Source organism: Aeromonas sp. QDB17 (genome assembly GCF_027705305.1).
GTDB classification, from domain to species: Bacteria; Pseudomonadota; Gammaproteobacteria; order Enterobacterales; family Aeromonadaceae; genus Aeromonas; species Aeromonas caviae.
The window spans coordinates 52,679-74,580 of record NZ_JAPDBP010000015.1 but is presented as its reverse complement, the minus strand read 5'-3'; the positions used below and the strand labels follow the sequence as shown (position 1 = coordinate 74,580).

Below are 21,902 nucleotides of genomic sequence, written 5' to 3'. Positions count from 1 at the left end.
TGAAACATGAGGGACCTAGACTCTGTCACCACGAAAGGTGCGGCGCCACTCCCGCGGCGACACCCCGAAGCGGGTGCGAAAGTGCTTGCGCAAGATGGTGGCAGACCCGATCCCCACTAGTTCGGCGATGCGTTCCACGGTGTGGGAGCTGGACTCCAGCAGCGTCTGGCTGCGGCGCAGACGCTCCGCCATCAGCCACTCCCCGAGGGAGAGACCGGTGGCGAGCTGGAAGCGGCGGCTAAAGGTGCGTCGGCTCATCATGCAATGTTCCGCCAGGCTGTCCAGGGTGTGGGGCGCGGCCAGGTGCAGGCGCAGGTGATCGAACAGCTGGTTGATCCTGGCATCCCGGGTGGTGGCGGGTACCGGCTGCTCGATGAACTGGGCCTGGCCACCCTCCCGGTGGGGAGGCACCACCAGCCGCCTGGCCAGCTTGTTGGCAATCTGGCTGCCGTGATGCTGGCGAACCAGATAGAGGCAGCAGTCCAGGCTGGCGGCGGTGCCAGCCGAGGTGATGAGTCCGTCGTCGTCGACGTAGAGGGCATTGGTATCGAGCCGCACCCGGGGGAAGCGCTGGACGAACTCCTGTTCAAATTCCCAATGGGTGGCGGCACCGCGCCCGTCCAGCAGGCCGGCATAGGCCAGCACATAGGTGCCGAGACAGAGCCCCACGATCTGGGCTCCCCTGATCCGGGCGGCAACCAGGGCATCGAGCAAGGGTTGGGCGGGGCGCTCGGCCGGATCGCGCCAGAAGGGGATGATGATGATATCCGCCTCCAGCAGGCCCTCCAGGCCATAGTCGGCCTCCATGCGAAAGCCCTGGGAGGAGGCGGGTTGCCGCGTGTCATCCCCGGCGCAGAGTCTCAGCTCGAACAACGACTGGCCCGGCATCATCTTGTCGCCAAAGATGAGGCAGGGCACCGAGCAGTGAAAGGGGCTGAAGCGATCGAAGGTGATGACGGCGACGATGAGGGGACGGGGCATGGTGGCAAACTCCTTTGCACTCGGATCCCCATCATACGGGGCAGCAACAGAAAGCCGAAGAGCCATGTGGTGCCCGGCCCCTCGCTCAGAGCACCATGATGTCGCCATCCTCGGGCACCCGTACCCGGGCGGCCATCCCCTGGCTGTCCAGGTAGTCGCGCAGCTCCCGCCGGGACAGCAGGGCATGATTGACCGCCTCCATGTGGCTGGCGATCAGGGTGGCCTGCGGGGCGGCCTGATAGACGGCGGCCACATCCTCCTTGCCCATGATGATGGCGCCCAGACCCGTCACCTGGGCATCACCGCAGTTGAGGACGACGACCTCGGGTTGGTGCCGGTGCAGCGCTTGTTCAACCTGGGCATTCCAGACGGTGTCGCCGGCCAGATAGAGGGTCTTTTCGGCGGGATGGGAGAAGACCACTCCGCTGACCTCGCCAAGGCGATCCCCCAGCAGGGCCATGATGGTATCGCTGCCGTGTCGGCCTTCCGTCTGTTGCAGGCGGATGCCGGCGAACTCGCCGACCTCGCCCAGCAGGCGCACATCCTCGAAGCCGCATCCCCTCATGGTGTCGGCATCTTTTTGATGCTGCACGAACAGGGGAAGGTGCTTGGGGATCTTCGCTTTCGCGACATCGTCCCAGTGATCCAGATGGTCATGGGTGACAATCACCGCATCCACCTCCAGCAGGGTCGCCATGGGCAGCGGCAGCTCGACCAGGGGGTTGCGAAGATGGCTGTTGGCCATGCCTTCGAAGCCGGGGTAGCTCCCCTTGGGGGCCAGCATGGGGTCGATGAGGAAGCGGGTTCCTGCGTAGTGGATGAGCAGGGTGGCGTTGCGAACCTGGGTAATCTTCATGGCGTGCTCCGGTTTCTCGTTGGGGACACGGCCAGTATGGAGGGATGAGGGACGGATCATGAGTGGCCCGCAGGCCTATTATCGATCTAATCGGGCCATTCTTGATGGCCTGCATTTCTTTTGTTTTTACCCCTTGAAAGCCAAATGCTGGCCCCTATATAGATAACAAGGCCGGAACGCTCGACAGAGGTTTCGACCAGGCGCCCGTCCATCAGGAGGGCAAACAATCCGTTATCGCTCACAAGAGGGTAATACTATGCGTTCTATCGACTTTTCTCCGCTCTATCGTTCTGCCATCGGTTTCGATCGTCTGGCCACTCTCATCGAATCTGCCGCCAGCAATGGCAATGCCGGCTATCCCCCCTACAACATCGAGCAGCTGGGTGACAGCGACTACCGCATCAGCATGGCGGTGGCGGGCTTTACCCAGGAAGAGCTGGAGCTGAGCTTCCAGGAAAATCTGCTGACGGTGAAGGGCAGCAAGCAGGCCGACACCGAGCGCAACTACCTCTACCAAGGCATTGCCGAACGCGGCTTCGAGCGTCGCTTCCAGCTGGCCGACTATGTGCGGGTGAAGGGGGCCGACCTGAAGAACGGTCTGCTGCACATCGACCTGGTGCGCGAAGTGCCCGAGGCGATGAAGCCCCGCAAGATCGAGATCAACGGCTGACAGCCTGACCTCGTTGCATTGCTGATGTTTCCCGGGTGCCGATGGCGGGCCCGTGGAGAGTAAACCCTGTTGCTTTATAGAAGGATAGGATCATGCGTAACCTCGACTTTTCTCATCTCTATTCCAATGCCGTCGGCTTCGAGCGGATGGCCCGCGAGCTGGAAGGCCTGTTCGATCAGAAGACCTCGGCCTACCCCCCGTACAACATCGAAAAGCGGGATCACGACAGCTACCTCATCACGGTTGCCGTGGCCGGTTTCGATCGCAATGAGCTGGAGCTGGAGACCGAAAACGGTACCCTCAAGGTGAAGGGGCGCAAGGTCGCCACCATGGGCGAGCGCCAGTTCCTCCATCAGGGGATCGCCGAGCGGGACTTCGAGCTCGCCTTCAAGCTGAGCCAGCACGTGGAAGTGCAGGGGGCCAGGCTGGAGCACGGTCTGCTGACCATAGAGCTGGCCCGGGAGCTGCCGGAAGCGCTCAAGCCCCGTGCCATCCCCATCGGCAAACCCGATCAGCTGGCACTGCCCGGTTAAACAACATCGCTGACCACCTGATAGAAAAGAGGCCTGCATCTGCAGGCCTCTTTTTTTCATGCCGAAGGGGGAATCAACCGGCGTAGAGGGCGTTGATCTCGTCGGCCAGGATGGCGATGCCGCGACGCACCAGATCTTCGCTCTGGGCATAGTTGAGACGGATGCACTCCTGGCTGTGGCGCCACTCGGGGTCGTCGATGCCGGGGAAGAAGTAGTGGCCGGGCACGATCAGCAGGTTCTTCGCCTTCAGTCGCTCATACAGCTCCTGGCAGTGGATCGGCAGGTTTTCGAACCAGAGCCAGAGGAAGAGGGCTCCCTCCGGCTTGTGGATGTGGAAGCGCGGATCCGGAATGGCCTCGCGCAGCAGCTGGACCGCGAAGGTGGCTTTCTGCTGGTAGAAGGGTTTCACCACCTGTTCGCTCAGGGTGATGATGTCACCGCTCTCGATCATCGGAATGGTGATGGCCGGACCCAGGCTGCCCGGCGCCAGATTGATGATGCCGCTCAGGTTGGTGATGGCCCGGATGATCTTCTCGTCGGCGATGACGATGCCGCAACGGGTGCCCGGCAGGCCGAGCTTGGAGAGGCTCATGCAGAGGATGGTGTTGGCGTTCCAGAACGGCTTGGCGTCGCTGAAGATGATGCCGGGGAAGGGCACGCCGTAGGCATTGTCGATGAGCAGCGGGATCCCCTTGTCACGGGCGATCTGATCGAGGTGCTCGATCTCCTCGTCGGTGAGCACGTTGCCGGTGGGGTTGGTCGGCCGGGAGACACAGATCACCCCGATGTCGTCGCCCACCTGCAGGCTCTCGAAATCCACGTGGTATTTGAACTGGCCGTCGGGCAGCTTCTCGATGGTGGGCTTGTAGGCGACGAAATGATCGTCCGAGAGGGCCGAGTCGGCATAGCCGATGTATTCGGGGGCCAGGGGGAACAGCACCTTCTTCTTGCGACCGTCGGCGAACTCGCCGGCCAGCAGGTTGAACAGATAGAAGAAGGCGTTCTGGCTGCCATTGGTCAGGGCGATGTTGCGGGCGGAGATTTCCCAGCCCAGCTCCTTGCTGAGCAGGGCGGCCAGCGCCTTGGTGAACCTGTCTTTGCCCTGGGGGCCATCGTAGTTGGCCATGGCCTTGATCAGTTCGCCGTTGTCGAGCAGGGTGTTGGCCTCGGCCTGAAAGCGTTCCAGCATGGCGGGGATGGGGGCCGGATTGCCGCCTCCCAGCATGATGGCGTCGGGATTCAGCAGCCCTTGATTGAGGTCGTCCATGAGTTGGGTAATACCGGCGTGGCGAGTGAACTTCTCGCCGAACAAGGAGAATTCCATTCGGTGGCAAATCCAGAGTCAGTTAAGGGGGGAGCTAGCACCATAGCTCACTTCAAAAGCGGGTGTCGATCAAAAAAACGGGGCGTTTCACGTGGAACAGGGTTGCCATGATGGAGGTGGTAAAAAAAACCATTTATAGGTTTTAAAATAACCAACATTCGATTCAGGAAGGGGAATGACAGCATCAAAAAATTATTTATATCAATAAAATCATGCTGTTATAAATCTGGCACAACTATTGGAATAGCTATCTGGTCATCTCAACCACACCGGAGCACGCCAGATGAAGATCCTGATCGCTACCCTGATTGCCAGCAGCCTGAGCCTGAATGCCATGGCCGCCGAGAACCCCAGACCCGAGCTGGACAGCGCCGCCCTGCAGCAGGAGATGCTGGCCTTGCAGCAGCAGGCCTCCCATGACGTGGTGGCAGAGGCCATCCACAACCTCAAGCCGCTGGCCCTGGAGACCCTGGTGGTGGAGGCGAGCTCGGCCGATGCGACTCATCCCGAGAGCTGAGGTAGCGCAAGGGGGTCTGCCCCGTGTGCTGCCTGAAGAAGGCGATGAAGGCGCTGTCGCTGGCGAACTCCAGGGCTGCGGCTACCCGGCTGATGGGCTCGGCTTCGGCCAGCAGTTCCATGGCCCGCAGCAGTCGCCACTGCTGGCGCCAGGCCTGGTAGCTCATGCCGGTCTCCCGCATGAAGATGCGGCCTATGGTCTTGTCACTGGCACCCACCCGTTCGGCCAGCCGGTTGAGCCGATCGGGCAGGGTGTCACCCCGCTTTATCTCCTGCAGCCAGCCGGTCAGACGTCCGTCTGACGGCAGCGGCAACTGCCAGGATTCCCGCGGCGCTTGCGCCAGCTCTTCTTTCAATAATGCCAGTGTGCAGGTTTGCTCTGCTTCCGGCTTGTCCCAGGGCCAGAGCGCCATCCGCTCGATGATCTCCCGCAGCAGCGGGTTGACCGCCAGCACCGCCATCTCGTTTGGCAACGCGGGCTCCGGCTGGAAGTAGAGGGAGCGATAGGCCACAACTCCGCGCATCAACACCCGGTGGGGCAGACCCGCTGGCAACCAGGCCGCTCGCGTCGGCGGCAGCAGGCAGACCTGATCGTCCAGCTCTATGGTCATGCAGCCTGCCTGGGCGAACAGCAGCTGGTGGCGCTGGTGCTGATGGCGGCCGGAGTCGTGCCAGCCGAGGGCGGCGGCAATACCGATGGCGCTGCCGTCGTGCTGGTCCGGATCAAAGGGGTGATCGGGAAGAATAAAGGCCATGTGTCCGATTCTTGCTGTTTATAGTCCGCCTTATTGTAATCGGACAAGTTATCCCTCTCTAGAATGGCGACCTCTTGTGAAGGAGGTGTGTCATGAACAACAGGTTGCCACCGCGCTGGCTGGTGGTCGGATTGATGATGTTTCCCCAGATAGTGGAGACCATCTACAGCCCGGTGCTGACCCATATCGCCACGGAGTTTCGGGTGAGCGAGGGGCAGGCGTCCCAGACCCTGTCGGTCTATTTTCTGGCGTTTGCGGCGGGCGTGGTCTGCTGGGGCAGGTTGTGCGATCTCATCGGGCGGCGTCCCGCCATGCTGGCGGGGCTGCTGACCTATGGCGCCGGCACCCTGCTGGCGTTGCTGGCCACTCAATTTGAAACCCTGCTGCTGGCCCGGGTCATCGCGGCCTTCGGCGCCGCCGTGGGTTCCGTGGTGACCCAGACCATGCTGCGCGACAGCTATCAGGGCAGCGATCTGGCGCGGGTCTTTTCGGTGATGGGCATCGCGCTCTCCCTGAGCCCGGTGCTGGGGCTGGTGAGCGGTGGCCTGCTGGCTGATGGCTTGGGTTATCTCGGGGTATTCGGCGCCCTGCTGGTATTGGCAGTTGGATTGCTGCTGGTCACTTGCTGGCAACTGCCGGAAACCCGCCCGGCCATCACCCAGAGGGTCGCACTCTGGCCGCTGGCCTGCCGGATGGTGCGTGATACCGGCCTGTGGCGCAGCGCCGCCCTGGTGGCGCTGTTCAACACCATGCTGTTCGGCTACTACAGCCTGGCGCCGTTTCTGTTTGCCAGTCTGGGGCTGAGCGCGGGGGAATTTGGTTACTCCGGCATCGTGCTGGCGCTGGCAACCCTGGTGGGCAGCCTGCTCAACAAGCGTCTGCTGGGCCGTGGCTGGACGCCTGCCTCGTTAATACGGCTCGCCGCCGTGCTGGCGTCGGGTTCGAGTTGGCTGGTGTGGGCAAGTCAGGCATCGCTCTGGTTTCTGCTGCCCATGACGGGAGTGGTGGTGGCGTTCGGGCTGGCTATCCCCAATGTGCTGAGCCAGGCGCTGCTGGCCTATCGGGAGGTGGCGGGCAGTGCCGGGGCCCTGTTCGGGCTCGGTTACTACCTGCTGCTCAGCCTGGGGTTGGCGGTTGCAGCCAGCTTGCAGGATCTCGGGCTGCTGCTCGGGGGATGCGGTCTGCTGGCCCTGTGCTGCGGTTGGCGTCGTTCCACGTGAAACATCAGCTGCCGATAAAACGGTAGCCGATGCCGGCTTCGGTCTCGATCAGCGTGGGTTGCTGGGGGTTATCTCCCAGCTTCTTGCGCAGACTGGCGATGACGATGCGCAGGTAGTGGGTATCTTCCTTGTGGCTCGGTCCCCAGATGTCGATGAGCAGCTGGGTCTGTTGCACCAGCTTGCCGGGGTGGCACACCAGGGCCTGCAACAGGGCGTACTCCTTGCGGGAGAGGGGGATCTCCTCGCCCTGCAGGGTCACCTTGTGGCTGCTGCTGTCCAGGGTCAGGCCACAGTGGGGGAAGTGTCGACACTCGCCGCTGGTGGCACCGACTCGCTGGCGCAGCAGCACCCGGATACGGGCCATCATCTCCCCGACGCCGAACGGCTTGCTCATGTAGTCGTTGGCCCCCGCATCCAGCAGCCGCACCTTCTCCTGCTCGGAGTCCCGCGCCGAGAGCACCAGCACGGGATTGGCGTGGTGTTCGCGGATGGCGTGCAGGATTTGGATGCCATCACCGTCCGGCAGGCCCAGATCCAGGATCACCAGGTCGGGGTTGAGGTGGCGATACTGCGCCATCCCCTCGGTGACGCCGACCGCCTCACTCACCTGATGTCCTTCGGCGATCAGGCTGATCCGCAAAAAACGGCGGATGGCCGCCTCGTCGTCGATGACCAGTATGTGAGCCATTCAGCCTCCCGTTTGCTGATTGAAAAGGGCGGCGACCATCAGGCCGCCGGTGCGTTGAGGGCCAGCGGCAGGGAGATGCGCATGCAGGTGCCGTTGCCGTTGGGGCCTGCGAATGCCCAGATGCGGCCGCCGTGGACCTCTATCATAGCGCGGGAAATGGCGAGGCCAAGCCCGGTGCCGCGGCTGCCGCAGTCGCCGACCGGCTGGGTGTAGAACAGATTGAAGATCTTGTCCCGATCCGACTCGGCGATGCCGACCCCGATATCGATGATGTCGATGATGAGGTCGGGGTCCGCCAGCATCACCTTGAACTCGATGGGGGTGCCGGCCGGCGAGTAGCGGGAGGCGTTGTCGAGGATGTTGACCAGCACCTGCTCGATCAGGGCGCCGTGCACATAGAGCCGGGGGATCTGCTGATCGAAGTGCACCAGCAGCTTGTGCTGGCGCCAGGAGGAGTCGAGCCGGCGGCGGGCGCTCTCCACCAGGTCCGCCAGGTCGACCCAGTCCCGTTTCAGCTGGAAATCCGGTGAACCGATGCGGGTCATGTCCAGCAGGTTTTGCACATAGCCGTGCAGGCGGCGCGCCTCGTCCTGCACCGAGTGCAGCAGTTCGATGCGGTCCTCCGCACTTATCCGGTCCCCGTATTCCAGCAGGGTGCTGCCGGCCCCCATGATGGTGGCCAGCGGCGTCTTCAGGTCGTGGGAGACCGAGGAGAGCAGGGCGGCGCGCATCCGGTCGGTCTCCGCCTGCAACTGGCTGTCCGCCAGCCGCTCGTTGAGATCGATCCGCGCCAGGGCGGCGCGGATATCGGTGAGCAGGGCCTGCAGCTGGTGCTCGGCGGCGGAGGTGAGCGGGCTGGCCAGCCGGATGCCCAGCACCAGGTCATCGCCGAGGTGATGGTACTGGGCCTCGGCGGCGTTGAGGGTGGCGGTATGGGCACCGGCGCTCTGCTTCTGGGCCAGGCACCAGTCAATGGCGGCCTTGTCGGTCTGGCCCGGCCCGGTCTGGGTGTCACCGGCCCGGTACTGGTAATCCCCATCGAGCGCGAACACGGGCTGCCCAAGGGCGAGGGCGATGGCCTGGGTTCCCTGTCTCAGCACGTCCACCGGGCTGCTGGCGGTGGCCAGTCCCTGGCTCAGGGAGAGCAGGGCGTTGCCCAGTTGCTGGGTCTCGCGCAGACTGACCAGTTGCTGACGCTGGCGGGAGGCGAGGCGCCCGGCCGCGATGCCGACGATGAGCAGCACGAACAGGGTGAGCAGGTCGCTGTGGCTGGCCACGCTCAGGGAGAAGTAGGGGAAGGTGAACAGCAGATTGTGGCCGACGAATCCCAGCACGGCGGCCAGGATGGCGGGGACCAGGCTGGTGGTGAGCGCGGTGGCCAGCACCCCCAGCACGAACAGCATGGGCAGGGAGGCGGGGGGCAGCCAGTGGGAGAGGGCCCAGACCGCGGCCGAGGTCCCCCCCATGATGGCCACCGCGAGCAGGCTCTGGCGAAGCTCACCCGGGCCTGCCGTTGGCAGGGTCAGGCCGGGCTTGCGCTTCTCGGTATCCACCAGCGTGATCTCGAATCCCTGCGCCTGTTTGAGCAGGTGCTGTACCAGGGATCGGCGCCAGGGCGGGTTGCGGGATTTGCCGAGCAGCAATTGGGAAACCTGCTGCTGTTCGGCGGTCTCCAGCAGGGCATCGGCCACGGCCGGGCTGGAGAGGGTCAGCACCCTGGCCCCCAGCTGGGAGGCGAGGGCCAGCGCCTGCTCCAGCTCGGGGGAGCGCTGCCCCTTGCTGTCGATGTGCACCACCAGCCAGGGCAGTTGCCTGCGCTGGGCGAAGCGGTGGCCGTAACGCACCAGGGCGGCGCCGTGCTCATCCCCGATGCAGACCATCAGCTTGCCCCGCAGCGGCAGTGTGGTCTTGCCGGCGGCCTGCCACTGCAACTGCAGATCCCCCTCCACGTGGCTGGCGGCGGTCTGCATCGCCAGCTCCCGCAGGGCGGTCAGGTTGTTGAGGGAGAAGAAGGATTGCAGGGCGGCCTTGGCCTGGTGGGGCACATAGACCTTGCCCTCCTTGAGGCGGCCGAGCAGCTCCTTGGGGGGCAGGTCGATCAGCACCAGGCTGTCGGCCTCCAGCAGCACCTGGTCCGGCAGGGTCTCCTTGACCCTGACCCCGGTCAGCTGCCACACCAGATCGTTGAGGCTCTCCAGGTGCTGCACGTTGAGGGTGGTGTAGACGTCGATGCCGGCACCGAGCAGCTCCTCCACATCCTGCCAGCGCTTCTCGTGGCGACTGCCGGGGGCGTTGCTGTGGGCCAGCTCGTCCACCACGGCAATGGCGGGCCTGCGGGCCAGCAGGCCGTCCAAGTCCATCTCCTCCAGCCGCTGCTGGCGATGCAGGTGCAGTGTGCGCGGCAGGATGGCGAGCTTGTCGAGCAGGGCCAGGGTCTCCTGGCGGCCGTGGGTCTCCACCACCCCGATCAGGATGTCGACTCCCTCCCTGGCCTGCTCCCGCACCGCCTGCAGCATGGCGTAGGTCTTGCCGACGCCGGGGGCCGCGCCGAGAAACACCTTCAGCTTGCCCCTGTGCTCCTGCTCCAGGCTCGCCAGCAGGGCGTCTGCCCTCACTTCATCACGCATCCCCGTGCTCCCGTTGCATCGGCCGAACTGCGGCCGTGACCTCATTGCTCATGCTTGTCCCCGTTGTCGAAAGGGAGCCTTCCCGAACGGCAAGGAGCGCCCTCAGGCGCCCTTTTGATGATCGAGTTGCAGGTTCAACTGGAGAATGTTGACCACCTGCGGGCCAAGGATACCAGCTTGTGCCGCCGACTTGACCTGCTCCGTCAACTGAACGGGATCCAGCCCCCGTTGCCCGGCGACCCTATCCACCTGGGCCAGCGCTGCATCGAGGGGCAGATGGGGATCGAGGCCGGAGGCGGAGCGGGTCAGCAGGGCGGGGACCCTGGCTTCCGGCTGCGCCCTGGCCGCAGCTGCGGCAAACTCGGCCCGTAGCGGCGAGCTCATCCCCAGGTTGCTTCCGCCGCCACCTATGGTGGCGAAATCGCTGGCGGAGGGGCGGGAGTGGAAGTAGTCGGCCCGCTCGAATTTCTGGGCTAGCAGGGCGCTGCCGACCACTTGCTGCTTGGCGTTGGTGAGCAGGCTGCCGTTGGCCTGCCAGGGGAAGAGCAGCTGAGCCAGCCCGGTGACGGCCAGCGGATATGCCACCCCCAGCAGCAGGGTCAGGGTCAGCAGGGTTCTGATTGCTATCATGATTTTTTGCTCCAAAAGATTGATGGGGTACAAGCCAGGCCTGCACCCCGCTATGTAGTCACACTAGGCCCAGGCCGGTGATGACCAGGTCGATCAACTTGATGCCGATGAAGGGCACTATCAGGCCGCCGACGCCGTAGATCAGCAGGTTGCGGCGCAGCAGGCTGGCCGCCGTTCCCTTCAGGCTGACCCCGCGCAGGGCCAGCGGCACCAGCGCGACGATGATCAGGGCGTTGAAGATGATGGCCGACAGGATGGCGCTCTCCGGACTGCCCAGCTGCATCAGGTTCAGCGCCCCCAGCTGCGGATAGGCGGCGATAAACAGGGCTGGCAGGATGGCGAAGTACTTGGCCACGTCGTTGGCGATGGAGAAGGTGGTCAGGGCGCCGCGGGTCACCAGCAGCTGCTTGCCCACCAGCACCACGTCCAGCAGCTTGGTGGGGTTGGAGTCGAGATCCACCAGGTTGCCCGCCTCCTTGGCGGCCTGGGTCCCCTCGTTCATGGCCAGGCCCACGTCGGCCTGGGCCAGCGCTGGTGCGTCGTTGGCGCCGTCCCCGCACATGGCGACCAGCCGGCCGTCAGCCTGCTCCTGACGGATGTAGGCCAGCTTCTTTTCCGGCGTCGCCTCGGCGATGAAGTCATCTACCCCGGCTTCGGCGGCGATGGCGGCGGCGGTCAGCGGGTTGTCACCGGTGATCATCACGGTGCGGATCCCCATGTGGCGCAGGATCTGGAAGCGGGCCTTGATGCCCGGCTTGATGATGTCCTTGAGGAACACTACCCCCAGCAGCTTCTCGTGGGTGCAGACCAGCAGCGGGGTACCCCCCTGGCGGGCAATGTTGTCCACCGATTTGAGAATGAGCTCGGGCACCGCCTTGCGATCGAGGGAGAGGTAGCGCAGCACAGCGTCCACCGCCCCCTTGCGATAGTGATGGCCGTTGCGATCCAGCCCGCTCAGCCGGGTCTCGGCGCTGAAGGGGATGAGGATGTCGCTCTCCAGTTGGCTCGGTCTGGTGTGGCTCTTGCCCGCCAGGGTCAGGATGGATTTGCCTTCCGGCGTGTTGTCACCGAGCGAGGCCAGCATGGCGGCCTGAGCCAGCAGGGAGGGATCCACGCCGGGGGCCGGGATCAGCTCGTCCGCCATCCGGTTGCCGAAGGTGATGGTGCCGGTCTTGTCCAGCAGCAGGGTACGCACGTCGCCGGCGGCTTCCACCGCGCGGCCCGACTTGGCGATCACGTTGAGCTTCACCAGCCGGTCCATGCCGGCGATACCGATGGCGGAGAGCAGACCGCCGATGGTGGTCGGGATCAGGGTGATGAACAGCGCCAGCAGATAGAGCCGGGGCACCTGGGTGCCGTTGTAGTCGAGGAACCAGGGCAGGGTGGCCACCACCAGCAGGAAGATCAGGGTCAGCCCCACCAGCAGGGCATCCAGCGCCATCTCGTTGGGGGTCTTCTGCCGCTTGGCCCCTTCCACCAGGGCAATCATGCGATCCAGGGTACTTTCGCCCGGGTTGTTGGTGATGCGCACCCAGATCTCGTCGGAAACGACAGTGGTGTTGCCGGTCACGCCGCTGCGGTCGGTGCCGGACTCGCGGATGACGGGGGCGGATTCGCCGGTGATGGCTGCCTCGTTGACCGAGGCGATGCCGGCGACCACTTCGCCGTCGGCCGGGATCATCTCGCCGCTGCGCACCAGCACCAGATCGCCCTTGAGCAGACTGGTGGCGGGGATCCACTCGCCCTTGTCATCCTGCGGGGTGGTGACCCGGCGTGCCTTGAGCTGGCTCATGCCGGCCTTCAGGCTGTCGGCCCGTGCCTTGCCGCGCCCCTCGGCCAGGGTTTCGGCGAAGTTGGCAAACCAGAGGGTGAGCCAGAGCCAGGCGGTCAGCTGCCAGGCCAGCGAAGGAGCGACGCCGGAGAGCGGTTGCCCCAGCAGCGACTCCAGGGTCGCCATCACGGCAGCCAGCCAGAGGGTGAACAGGATGGGGCTGCCAAACAGCGCCCTCGGGTTGAAGCGATAGAGGGCTTCCACCATGGCCTGCAGGATCTGTGATTTCTGTTTCTTGCCCTTCACCTGAATGGTGTCGGTGCTCATTGAAGCGGACTTGCTCATTGGAAAGCTCCCTGCATCGAATAGTTGGTCACGCAGATCAATCGGGTGTGCAGCATCAGAAGGCACCTCCCAGCAGGCTCAGGTGTTCCGCCACCGGGCCCAACGCCAGCACCGGCAGGAAGGAGAGCCCCCCCATCAGCAGCACGGTGACGATCAGCAGAGTGATGAAGAGCGGGCCGCTGACGGGGAAGTCCCCTTCGCTCGTCTCCTGGCGCGGGGCACGGGCCAGCTGGCCGGCGATGGCCAGTACCGGAATGATGTAGCCGAAGCGGCCGAGCAGCATGGCCAGCCCGATGGCGATGCACTGCCAGCTGTCGGCTGCGGCAAAGCCGGCGAAGGCGGAGCCGTTGTTGCCGGCGGCCGAGGCGTAGGCATAGATCAGTCGTGACAGGCCATGGGGGCCATCGTGACCGATGACGGTGGCGGAGTTCGGCATCAGCAGGGTAATGCCGCCGATCACCAATACCCCGATGGGCATCACCAGCATGCTGGCGACCACCCACTTCATCTCGGTGATACCGAGCCGTTTGCCCAGATAGGTGGGGGTGCGCCCCACCATCAGGCCGCACAGGAACACGGTCAGCAGAACGAACAGCATCATGCCGTAGATGCCGGCACCGACGCCGCCGAACACCACTTCACCCAGCAGCATGTTGATCATGCCGACCATGCCGGCGAGCGGGGCAAAGCTGTCGTGCATGGCGTTGACCGAGCCGTTGGAGGCGGCGGTGGTCGCCACTTCCCAGATGCTGGAGAGTACGGGGCCGAAGCGACTCTCCTTGCCTTCCCAGTTGCCGGCTTCGCTGGTGAGGTGGGCGAGGGCGGGATCCGGCTTCAGCTCCTGGCCGATGGCGAGGCAGAGCCCCAGCACCAGCATGATGGTCATGGCGATGAGGATGGCGCGGCTGTGGGCCAGATCCTTCACGTAGCGCCCCAGGGTGCAGACCATGGCGGCGGCCAGGGTCAGCAGGGCGACCATTTCCAGCCAGTTGGAGAGGGCGGTCGGGTTCTCGAACGGATGGGCCGAGTTGATGCCGAAGAAGCCGCCGCCGTTGGAGCCGAGCTGCTTGATGGCGATCTGGGAGGCGGCCGGGCCGAGCGGCAGCAGCTGCTCCTGACCTTCCAGGGCGTGGAACGGCAGGTAGGCCGACAGGCTCTGGGGCACCCCCTGCCATACCAGCAGCAGCGCCAGGATCAGCGCCATCGGCAGCAGCACGTAGAGGCAGAAGCGCACCAGATCCTGCCAGAAGTTGCCAAGGTGGGTGGTCTGCTGGCGGGCGATGCCGCGAAACAGGGCGATGGCGACCGCGGCGCCTGTGGCGGCGGAGACGAAGTTCTGGGTGGTGAGCCCCACCATCTGGCTGAAGTAGGAGAGGCTGGCTTCGCCGGAGTAGGCCTGCCAGTTGGTGTTGGTCATGAAGCTGACCGCGGTGTTGAAGGCGAGTTGCCAGTTCAGCCCGGGCAGTTGCTGCGGGTTGAGGGGCAGCAGCCCCTGCGCCATCAGGATCAGGAACAGCAGGCCGAAACCGGCGCCGTTGAAAGCCAGCAGGCTGAGGGCGTAGGACTTCCAGTCCTGCTCGCGCCCGTCCGTGCCGCAGCAGGCCAGGGTGGCGCGCTCAAGCGGGGCCAGCCAGCGACTCTTGCCTTCAAACACCCGATACAGGTAGTTGCCAAGCAGAGGCGCCGGCAGCAGCACCAGCAGCACGAACGCGACGGGATAGATGATCTCTTGCCACATATCCGGTTCCTCACTCATGAGTGCGCGCGAGGGCGCGCAGCAGATAGCCCGCGAGGGCGAGGACCAGCAGCAGATATAGCCAATTCATAACGACTCCGTTGAGGTAATTAGCGTCAGGGATCGATGCATATCCGTGTCGATCCCATGGGTCTCATTGACGCTGAAAGGGTATGTAGAACGGGCGTAAAGGCGCCATAAAGCCCGATTTGGCTGGCGTAAAATCGGCGTAAAGAAGGCAGGTTTTGTTGGCTGGTGGACAGGCAAGGCACAAAAAACCCGGCCTGAGCCGGGTTTTGGTAGCAAGTGGTGGAAGCTGACCCGATGGTGATGAGGTCAGCTTCAACCCCGCTTATCGCATGGTCACAAACTCTTCCGCGCTGGTGGGATGAAGAGGGAGAACGCTGTTGTCGGTTTGGCCTCTACCTCCCTGTTCCTCAGCCTTAACGCATGGTTCTGGCTTACTGCCACGTGTTTGGTTAGGAAAGTTGGGGGGATTCAATCCTAAGGCCTGTAATGTACCAATTTGGGCAGTTTGAGCACTTTCATTGAATAGTAAAAGTTGCTAGCACTTTCACATGTGAAAGTTTTTTGGAATATATGTAGGAAAGAAATATAGGTTCACACTGGCCGTAGACATCCTATCTGAGCCTGGCCACAGCAGAGTATTAAAGTATCATTCTAGCTGTAGCTCAGGTTTGGACATTTCCAAGTTGGCGATTTCTATAAATTAGCTGTATAAGGATAACTTCAAGTATCAAAAGCAGATTTAACGTGTTCCAACTTTAATCCTCGTTATTAACCAGGCTAGGTCTCATTTCGAGACGGAACTTAAATGCTTTGAGCTCATTTATCTAAGCATTTTTAACCAAGCATGCCTGTGCTTAGTTTAGTTGTTGCGTTAATTGCTGAGTAAACTTGACCTTTTAGCAAAATGTCCCAAATATCTAGACATTGGTTAATAACCTCATCATCTTCATCATCTCCTGCTTCTTCATACAATCGCTGGAGAACTTTGATTAAATCTGAATCCCTAATATTCATAGCGCGCTGGTTTTTATCAACAGCATCAGAACTTACGATATTTTTGACAAGCTGCAATAACTCGTTAGAGATACCAACAAGGTTGACCTTGTTTTCATCTAGATAGTGGAATATTTGCCAAAGGTTATATAACGCAGCTTTTGAATTTGCTAACACTGAGAAGAATGATGCAGTATCAGTTCTTGACCAATAATTTTTGTTATTAACACTTCTACCAATTTTTTCCAATATAAGCTTATCATCATCATTCGACAAAACATCATACAGTGGAAGTAATTTTTTTATTTTTGCATTATAACGAGATTCTGTTAAAAATTGTGAGATTACGCTTGTTGCACCACTTTTTAATGGAGTATCCCACTTTTTAAGTGTATGAATTTCTTCACTAAATAGTTCATAGAAAAACCAACGAGCAGCAATTTGACGACCCGCTTCCTTCTTCACTTCATCAAAAGGCGAGTACTTCATTCTTAAAGTTAAATTTAGATACTGTTCACGAAACGAGCTATCTTCTGTGAAGCCATCGTTAAAAAAGTAATGATTACCATTGATACAGGACATTCTCAAATCTTTATTACATAACGCTAAGAATTTTTGGTGCGCCAACTGTCGGTTGTAATTGTATATTGGTAATAGAAGTTCAGAAGCTGAATAATTCACTGCTGGATGAGGGTCATTAATTACGTCATCCAAAGAGTTAATTAATTCACTTGCCAGCTTGTCACTTTTCCAATATAAGTGACCAATTGCACCAAAAGCAATGCCTCTGCAACAATTTATTGCATTGGAAGCTAAGGTTCTAACAAGAACATCTTCAACTACATTAGGTTCGTTATTCACTATTACATTTAGCTTTTCTGGTTCAGGATCCTTAGCTGTTTTTGAAAGCTTTAATAATAGATCAGTCATTTTTTTTGACCAGCCATCTTCAGCTATTCGTCTATCAAAAACTCTAACTATTTGATATTCATATCCTTCATATCCAAAGTGATTTATAACTTTTTCTATAAGCTCTACAGGGCAAAGTTGCCATCCACTTCTATATTGTTCACTAACTCTGTTTTGATCTGTATTAGATAAGCCATAATAAATCCACTCAATATAATCTGAATCTATATTGGAAGGCAGTGTTAATGCTAAACTAGCAAACCTTTCTGGCTCATTAATTACGGCAGTTTCTAGGCTTCTAGCAAATTGTTCTACGCTTGATTCATGAACAACTTGCTTGCCTGCTTGACGCCAAGTTTTCCTATTGGTTCTCTCTTTGGGAGTTAAAATCAACTTAGTCCAAGTAAGGTTTGATAAAATATTACCTAATGGAAGTGGTGAAGTTACCATGCCTCCTGAGCGCCTTAAATGGAAAGCACGACAAAAGTCTCTTTCTGTGTATTCAATAAATTTTCTATTCAAAACGCCGATTAACTGATTTGATTTTTCAGAGCGTCTTGATTGCGATAGCTTAGGTAATAAGAAGTATTGAAGCTCACCCCAATATGAATAATAAATACCTTTTCGGCTGCACTCTAAGCGCCATTTATAGTCATCAATAGATCTATTGGGTGTGTAGTTGTAAATTTTTTCTTCTAACTGTAGGAATAAGTCTTCACTACAATGGGGAGAAAATTTCTCAACTAACTCACCTGGTAGTTTCCATTCCGGTTCAATATAGGTATTTCCACAATTCAATCTTTTTTTCGGGGTATAGAGCAACCAACTAACAACTGTGTCGGCTTCACTAGTGGGGTAACATTTTAGAGCTTTTGCTATCAGGTGGTTCAATACTGGGCTTGCAGAGTTTAAGTGTGTAGCAATCGCTTCAGCGAGCTTTTCAGGTTGCTCTTTAAGGCATTCTGCGGATCGCTCTATCACTGAAAAAACACAATGAGTAATGCTTTCAACGGCATCGTAGTTTGATTGCCTGTCTTGGCAAAGCCATGCCTCATGTATTTGCTCATCATCAATATCGCGAACAATAGAATGGACTATATTAAGTAAGCGCTTTAATGCTTCAAAAGGTATTTGGTTTGAAATTTTTCCAATACCTTCTAAGTCAGACTCGGTAAATATATCTCGGTGAGATATAGCATCGACTTTATCTCTAGATGTATATTTATTTTCACCCAAGACTTCCTTGTAATTATTAAGAAGTATTTCGAGAAGATCTAAGGTTCGTATAGGTGTTTTCTTAGCTAACATTTTCCAGTGTATGAAATGAGCGTTTACGCCTGCCGTTAATAGCTGTTTTCGGATCTCAAACATATCATCAGAATCGTTTTCAATATCCCAGCATAAGGACTCATAAACTCTATTGTTCCATTCTTGGGATTTTCCAATGTATGGAACTACCGTTTTCAACACAACGTCAGGCTTTTGATCTGCTATAGACCTTAAGATTCGCAGTGATTTCGATACAAGATCTTTATCTGTAGCATTATCCAACCATTCGTTTAGAGCGCCTTGCTCTGACAAATAATGAACTAACTCAGGATTTGAGTAGCATGTTGATGATAATAGATGGGGTAAAAGTTCAGGTGATTTAACAATGCCTTCAACTAAATTTTTTGCTGGAGCGTTAAAGTTTTTTATTTCTTTAAGTGAGTTAAATATCAAATATTTTAAGTGAAACCTAATGTTTTTACTTTGAAGTAGTGAAGACGCTATTTTGCAAAAATCTTTTTGGCTTTCTGTAAGCAACATGCTCATTGCGTACTTTAAGTGCTCTCTTCTTGTTAATGTTTGTTGGGAAAAGTCACCAATCTCTTCTAGAAGTTTATCGAATGAATCCTGTGCGGCGATAAATAACCTGACACCTACTTGATAATCGAAGAGTGCTTGATGGCTGAAACTTATTTGCTTGTTTTGTTTTGTAACCAAACCGACAGACAGCAATGCGCTCAATGCAGTTAGCGATATATTATGTAGGGATGTTTCTGATACAGATAACTTTGATTTACTGATCATTTGATGTAAAAGTTCATTTATCACCAACAAGTTTTGGTTGGGATCCGTTATTTTATTTGCCTCTGATACTCTGTTGTCCCAATAGCGTTTAACAAGTTCAAGCTTGTTCGTAAAGTCAGGGGCGCGTTCTTCCGAAAGAGCTATAGATATGTATATGCCAAGCCAAAGAGGAATTTTAAGTGTATCTTGTTGCTCTGCTGATAAAGTCTCATATTTCTCATAAGGTTGAACTAATTCTTTAACCGTTTCGTCTGAAAGACTAGATAGTTTTACTGTGTTTAACTTATCATTTATCGAACTTAACCAAGCATTTAAAGCCACATCTTCGCTGATATCAAAATCTCTTGAGGAAAATACTATACTAATATCGACATTAGAATTCCTGAGTGTTAATACTTGTCTTACGATTTCTTGACACACATGAAGAGCATTGTCTGAATGAGCAGCTGTCCACCTAATGGCATCTAATTGGTCTAACACTAGTACAATTTTATTATTCAAAGCATATTTTGCTAGAGAATACGTTGGAGTATATGAAAAACCTAATGCTCGGCCAAAAGCATCAGCACTAGTTTCTACCTTACATCTGTCTAGCCTAATTGGTACAACAATTGCACCTTGCAACTCCAGCTCATTCTTTAATTCGAGCAATAGGGCACTTTTACCCATTCCAGCCTCAGCCATTAAAAGAGTTATTGCGTGGCTTTGCGTAGACTGAATGAGCTCATCTAGTTCAGGTCTATGAATATTGGTATTTGCAATCAAATAAGGGGTTATTGACTGTTCGAAGTTGGCGTTTAAATTGTTAATTATTGGCGATATTCTATCATCAGCTTCAAGTACTTTAGCTTCAAAGCCTGATTTTTGTAGATCTTGAAAAAGGTCGTGAGCGGTTATCTTAGTTCTCAATTTGTCGTCATTGTCAGCGTAGTGTTTTAGAAAGCTGACAAGTTTGACTGGATTTCCTACGAATAGCTTATTTGCATAATCGTTGAGCTGTTCATTAGAGTGGGTGTCGATTGTGTATGGGAGTACATGAAACTTTGCGAGGAATTGACGAGCACTATCTAAATGCAATTCATTATTAGTATTTAATCCTAACTTGTCGCAAATATAGTCAAAGTCTTTTTTACGAGTTTTGCTTGTTGATATTTGATGCTCGTAATATTGATTGACATCTTCTGGACTATTTCGGGAACTATCCTTTAAATCGGACATCTGTTTTGATGGGAGTGGAGAAATTATATAAAACTCTCGTTTTCCTCTTTCAATTTGTTCAAAGGCATTTTTTAGTATCCCTTTCTCATAAAGAAGCGCAACACTCCAATGTTCCGCATCGCCAGCACCAACTTTACATTGATGATGTTCAAGGCTTGCGTCTGAATTTTCAACTATGACATCGGTACCAACTTCATCATTACCTAATGGTTCGACCGTTACAGATGCTATCTTTTCGTCCAACAAACGCAGTAACTGATAAGCAACCCAATTTGCTTCGTAGCGATTACCTAATTTTTCGGCATACCCGCCTGCTTCCATTGCCATGTTAATCTCCAAAGAGCAGTTGCATCGGCTTAACTTATTTCACTCTAAGCCATTAATAGTAGACACTTTGTATCATTACTAAAATTCGGTCAACTCAGTATGCCAGAGTCAGCCTCAAGTTACTCTGCTAACTAGAAATGGGGCATAAACGTGTTAGAAGAGGCAGTAGTGTATCGATGAGTTGATAAATAAAGGCCAGAGAATCTCTGGCCTCTAAGTTTTTCTACAGCACGAACGTGGGTAGGTGGGTTTTCTACATTATCCCCTCATAATAAAAAAATCTTCCGTGCAGGTCGGATGGGTAGTGGGAACGCAGTGGCCGGTTTGACCTCTATGCCCCAGCTCCCTCAACGCATAGTGACAAACTCTTCCGCGCTGGTTGGATGAATGGCGACGCAGTTGTCGAAGTCCGCCTTGGTGGCGCCCATCTTCATGGCGACGCCGAAGCCTTGCAGGATCTCGTCCATGGCGAAGCCGATGCCGTGCAGGCCGACCACCTTCTCTTCCGGCCCGACGCAGACCAGTTTCATCCGGGTGGGCTGGCGATGCTGGGTCAGGGCCGAGTACATGGCGGTGAACTGGCTGCGGTAGACCTTCACCTGATCTTCCCCGTATTCGGCGACGGCTTCCGGCTCGGTCAGGCCGATGGTGCCGATGGGCGGGTGGCTGAACACCACGGTCGGCACCAGATCGTAGTTGAGGTGCTCGTTTGGCTTGTTGTTGAACAGCCGCTCCGAGAGGCGGCGGCCTGCCGCGACAGCCACCGGGGTGAGCTGGATGCGGCCGGTGTTGTCACCGACGGCATAGAGGTTGGCGACGGCGGTGTTCTGGAACTTGTCGGTCGGGATAAAGCCCTTCTCGTCCAGGGTGATGCCGGCGGCAGCCAGATTGAGGTTGTCGGTGGCAGGCACGCGACCGATGGCCCAGATGAGGCAGTCCACGGTGAGGTGGCGACCATCTTCCAGTTGCAGGGTCAGGCTGTCGTCTGCGTTCTTGATGATGGCCTTGGGAATGGCGTGGGTGTGCAGCTTGGGCCCTTCCTGCGCCATGATCTCCACCAGGGTCTCGTGGATCATGGGGTCGAAGTTGCGCAGCGGCGCATGCTTGCGCACCACCAGATGGGTCTCGGAGCCAAGTGCCTGCATCACGCCTGCGATCTCCACGGCGATATAGCCGGCACCTACCACGGCAACCCGTTTGGGCTGGCTTTGCAGGTCGAAAAAGCCGTCGGAGTCGATACCCAGTTCGGCGCCCGGAATGGTCGGGACCTCGGGGCGGCCGCCGGTGGCAATCAGGATGTGATCGGCGCTGTAGTGCTCGCCGTTCACCTCGACGGTATGGCTGTCGACGAAGCGGGCGAAGCCCTTGATGACAGTGATCTGGTTCTTGCCCAGCACGTTCTGGTAGGACTGGTGAATGCGCCCGATATAGGCCTGACGGGATTCGACCAGCTTGGCCCAGCTGAAGTGGTTGAGCGTTGTGTCGAAGCCGTAGTCGGCGCCATATTTCAGGGCATCGGCGATCTGGCCTGCATACCACATGGCCTTCTTCGGTACGCAGCCGACGTTGACGCAGGTGCCACCCAGCTCTTTGGCTTCGATCAGGGCGACTTTCTTGCCGTACATGGCTGCCCGGTTGGCCGAGGCGATGCCGCCGCTGCCGCCACCGATGGCGATGTAGTCAAAATGCTGTGCCATTGCG

At 57.3% G+C, this 21,902-nt stretch carries 15 protein-coding genes; 4 read left to right on the top strand and 11 right to left on the bottom strand.

Translation table 11 applies throughout. The annotated features are described in order from the left end of the window. Positions 1-15: 15 nt before the first annotated feature. Complete coding sequence (locus OKC41_RS13700) at positions 16-981, bottom strand: GlxA family transcriptional regulator (protein ID WP_201895155.1); 966 nt, start codon at positions 979-981, stop codon at positions 16-18. An 85-nt stretch (positions 982-1,066) separates the two neighbouring features. Continuing rightward, positions 1,067-1,837, bottom strand: a complete 771-nt coding sequence (locus OKC41_RS13695; protein WP_270672092.1) for an MBL fold metallo-hydrolase — start codon at positions 1,835-1,837, stop codon at positions 1,067-1,069. A 256-nt stretch (positions 1,838-2,093) separates the two neighbouring features. On the opposite strand from OKC41_RS13695, the gene OKC41_RS13690 reads away from it, so the two are divergent. Both OKC41_RS13690 and OKC41_RS13685 read left to right on the top strand, forming a co-directional pair. Next, positions 2,094-2,507, top strand: a complete 414-nt coding sequence (locus tag OKC41_RS13690) for an Hsp20 family protein (protein WP_010672291.1) — start codon at positions 2,094-2,096, stop codon at positions 2,505-2,507. A 92-nt stretch (positions 2,508-2,599) separates the two neighbouring features. After that, positions 2,600-3,040, top strand: a complete 441-nt coding sequence (locus tag OKC41_RS13685; RefSeq protein ID WP_010672292.1) for an Hsp20 family protein — start codon at positions 2,600-2,602, stop codon at positions 3,038-3,040. Positions 3,041-3,113: 73 nt separating this feature from the next. Here the strand turns inward: OKC41_RS13685 and OKC41_RS13680 are convergent, their stop codons facing one another. Next, complete coding sequence (locus OKC41_RS13680) at positions 3,114-4,364, bottom strand: valine--pyruvate transaminase (RefSeq protein ID WP_182935619.1); 1,251 nt, start codon at positions 4,362-4,364, stop codon at positions 3,114-3,116. 283 nt (positions 4,365-4,647) lie between these two features. Between OKC41_RS13680 and OKC41_RS13675 the strand changes: the two genes are divergently transcribed. After that, positions 4,648-4,881 carry a hypothetical protein gene (locus tag OKC41_RS13675; protein ID WP_041214189.1) on the top strand — a complete coding sequence of 78 codons (234 nt, stop codon included), beginning with the start codon at positions 4,648-4,650 and terminating at the stop codon, positions 4,879-4,881. Here OKC41_RS13675 and OKC41_RS13670 read toward each other — a convergent pair. After that, a complete protein-coding gene (locus OKC41_RS13670; RefSeq protein ID WP_103261040.1) occupies positions 4,811-5,635 on the bottom strand; it encodes a helix-turn-helix transcriptional regulator in 825 nt (274 codons plus the stop codon). The genes OKC41_RS13675 and OKC41_RS13670 overlap by 71 nt on opposite strands. Positions 5,636-5,727: 92 nt before the next feature. Here OKC41_RS13670 and OKC41_RS13665 point away from each other — a divergent pair, with 92 nt between their 5' ends. Beyond that, entirely contained in the window at positions 5,728-6,855 is a 1,128-nt protein-coding gene (locus tag OKC41_RS13665; protein WP_270672091.1) for a multidrug effflux MFS transporter, read from the top strand. Positions 6,856-6,859: 4 nt separating this feature from the next. On the opposite strand, the gene OKC41_RS13660 is transcribed toward OKC41_RS13665, so the two are convergent. From OKC41_RS13660 to gorA, 7 genes are all read right to left on the bottom strand, one after another. Further along, positions 6,860-7,543, bottom strand: coding sequence for a response regulator (locus OKC41_RS13660; RefSeq protein ID WP_270672090.1), 684 nt, complete (start codon positions 7,541-7,543; stop codon positions 6,860-6,862). Between the two features lie 38 nt (positions 7,544-7,581). Then, complete coding sequence (locus tag OKC41_RS13655) at positions 7,582-10,170, bottom strand: sensor histidine kinase KdpD (protein WP_266136976.1); 2,589 nt, start codon at positions 10,168-10,170, stop codon at positions 7,582-7,584. Positions 10,171-10,272: 102 nt separating this feature from the next. Beyond that, on the bottom strand, positions 10,273-10,800 hold the full coding sequence (locus OKC41_RS13650) for a potassium-transporting ATPase subunit C (protein WP_041212076.1): 528 nt from the start codon (positions 10,798-10,800) through the stop codon (positions 10,273-10,275). Positions 10,801-10,858: 58 nt separating this feature from the next. After that, positions 10,859-12,916, bottom strand: a complete 2,058-nt coding sequence (gene kdpB, locus OKC41_RS13645; RefSeq protein ID WP_270672089.1) for a potassium-transporting ATPase subunit KdpB — start codon at positions 12,914-12,916, stop codon at positions 10,859-10,861. Positions 12,917-12,971: 55 nt separating this feature from the next. Beyond that, entirely contained in the window at positions 12,972-14,654 is a 1,683-nt protein-coding gene (kdpA, locus tag OKC41_RS13640; RefSeq protein WP_042879739.1) for a potassium-transporting ATPase subunit KdpA, read from the bottom strand. 861 nt (positions 14,655-15,515) lie between these two features. Next, a complete protein-coding gene (locus OKC41_RS13635) occupies positions 15,516-20,201 on the bottom strand; it encodes a hypothetical protein (protein WP_270672088.1) in 4,686 nt (1,561 codons plus the stop codon). Between the two features lie 347 nt (positions 20,202-20,548). Beyond that, positions 20,549-21,898 (bottom strand): glutathione-disulfide reductase, encoded by a 1,350-nt coding sequence (gorA, locus tag OKC41_RS13630; RefSeq protein ID WP_270672087.1) that lies wholly within the window; start codon positions 21,896-21,898, stop codon positions 20,549-20,551. Positions 21,899-21,902 lie beyond the last annotated feature (4 nt).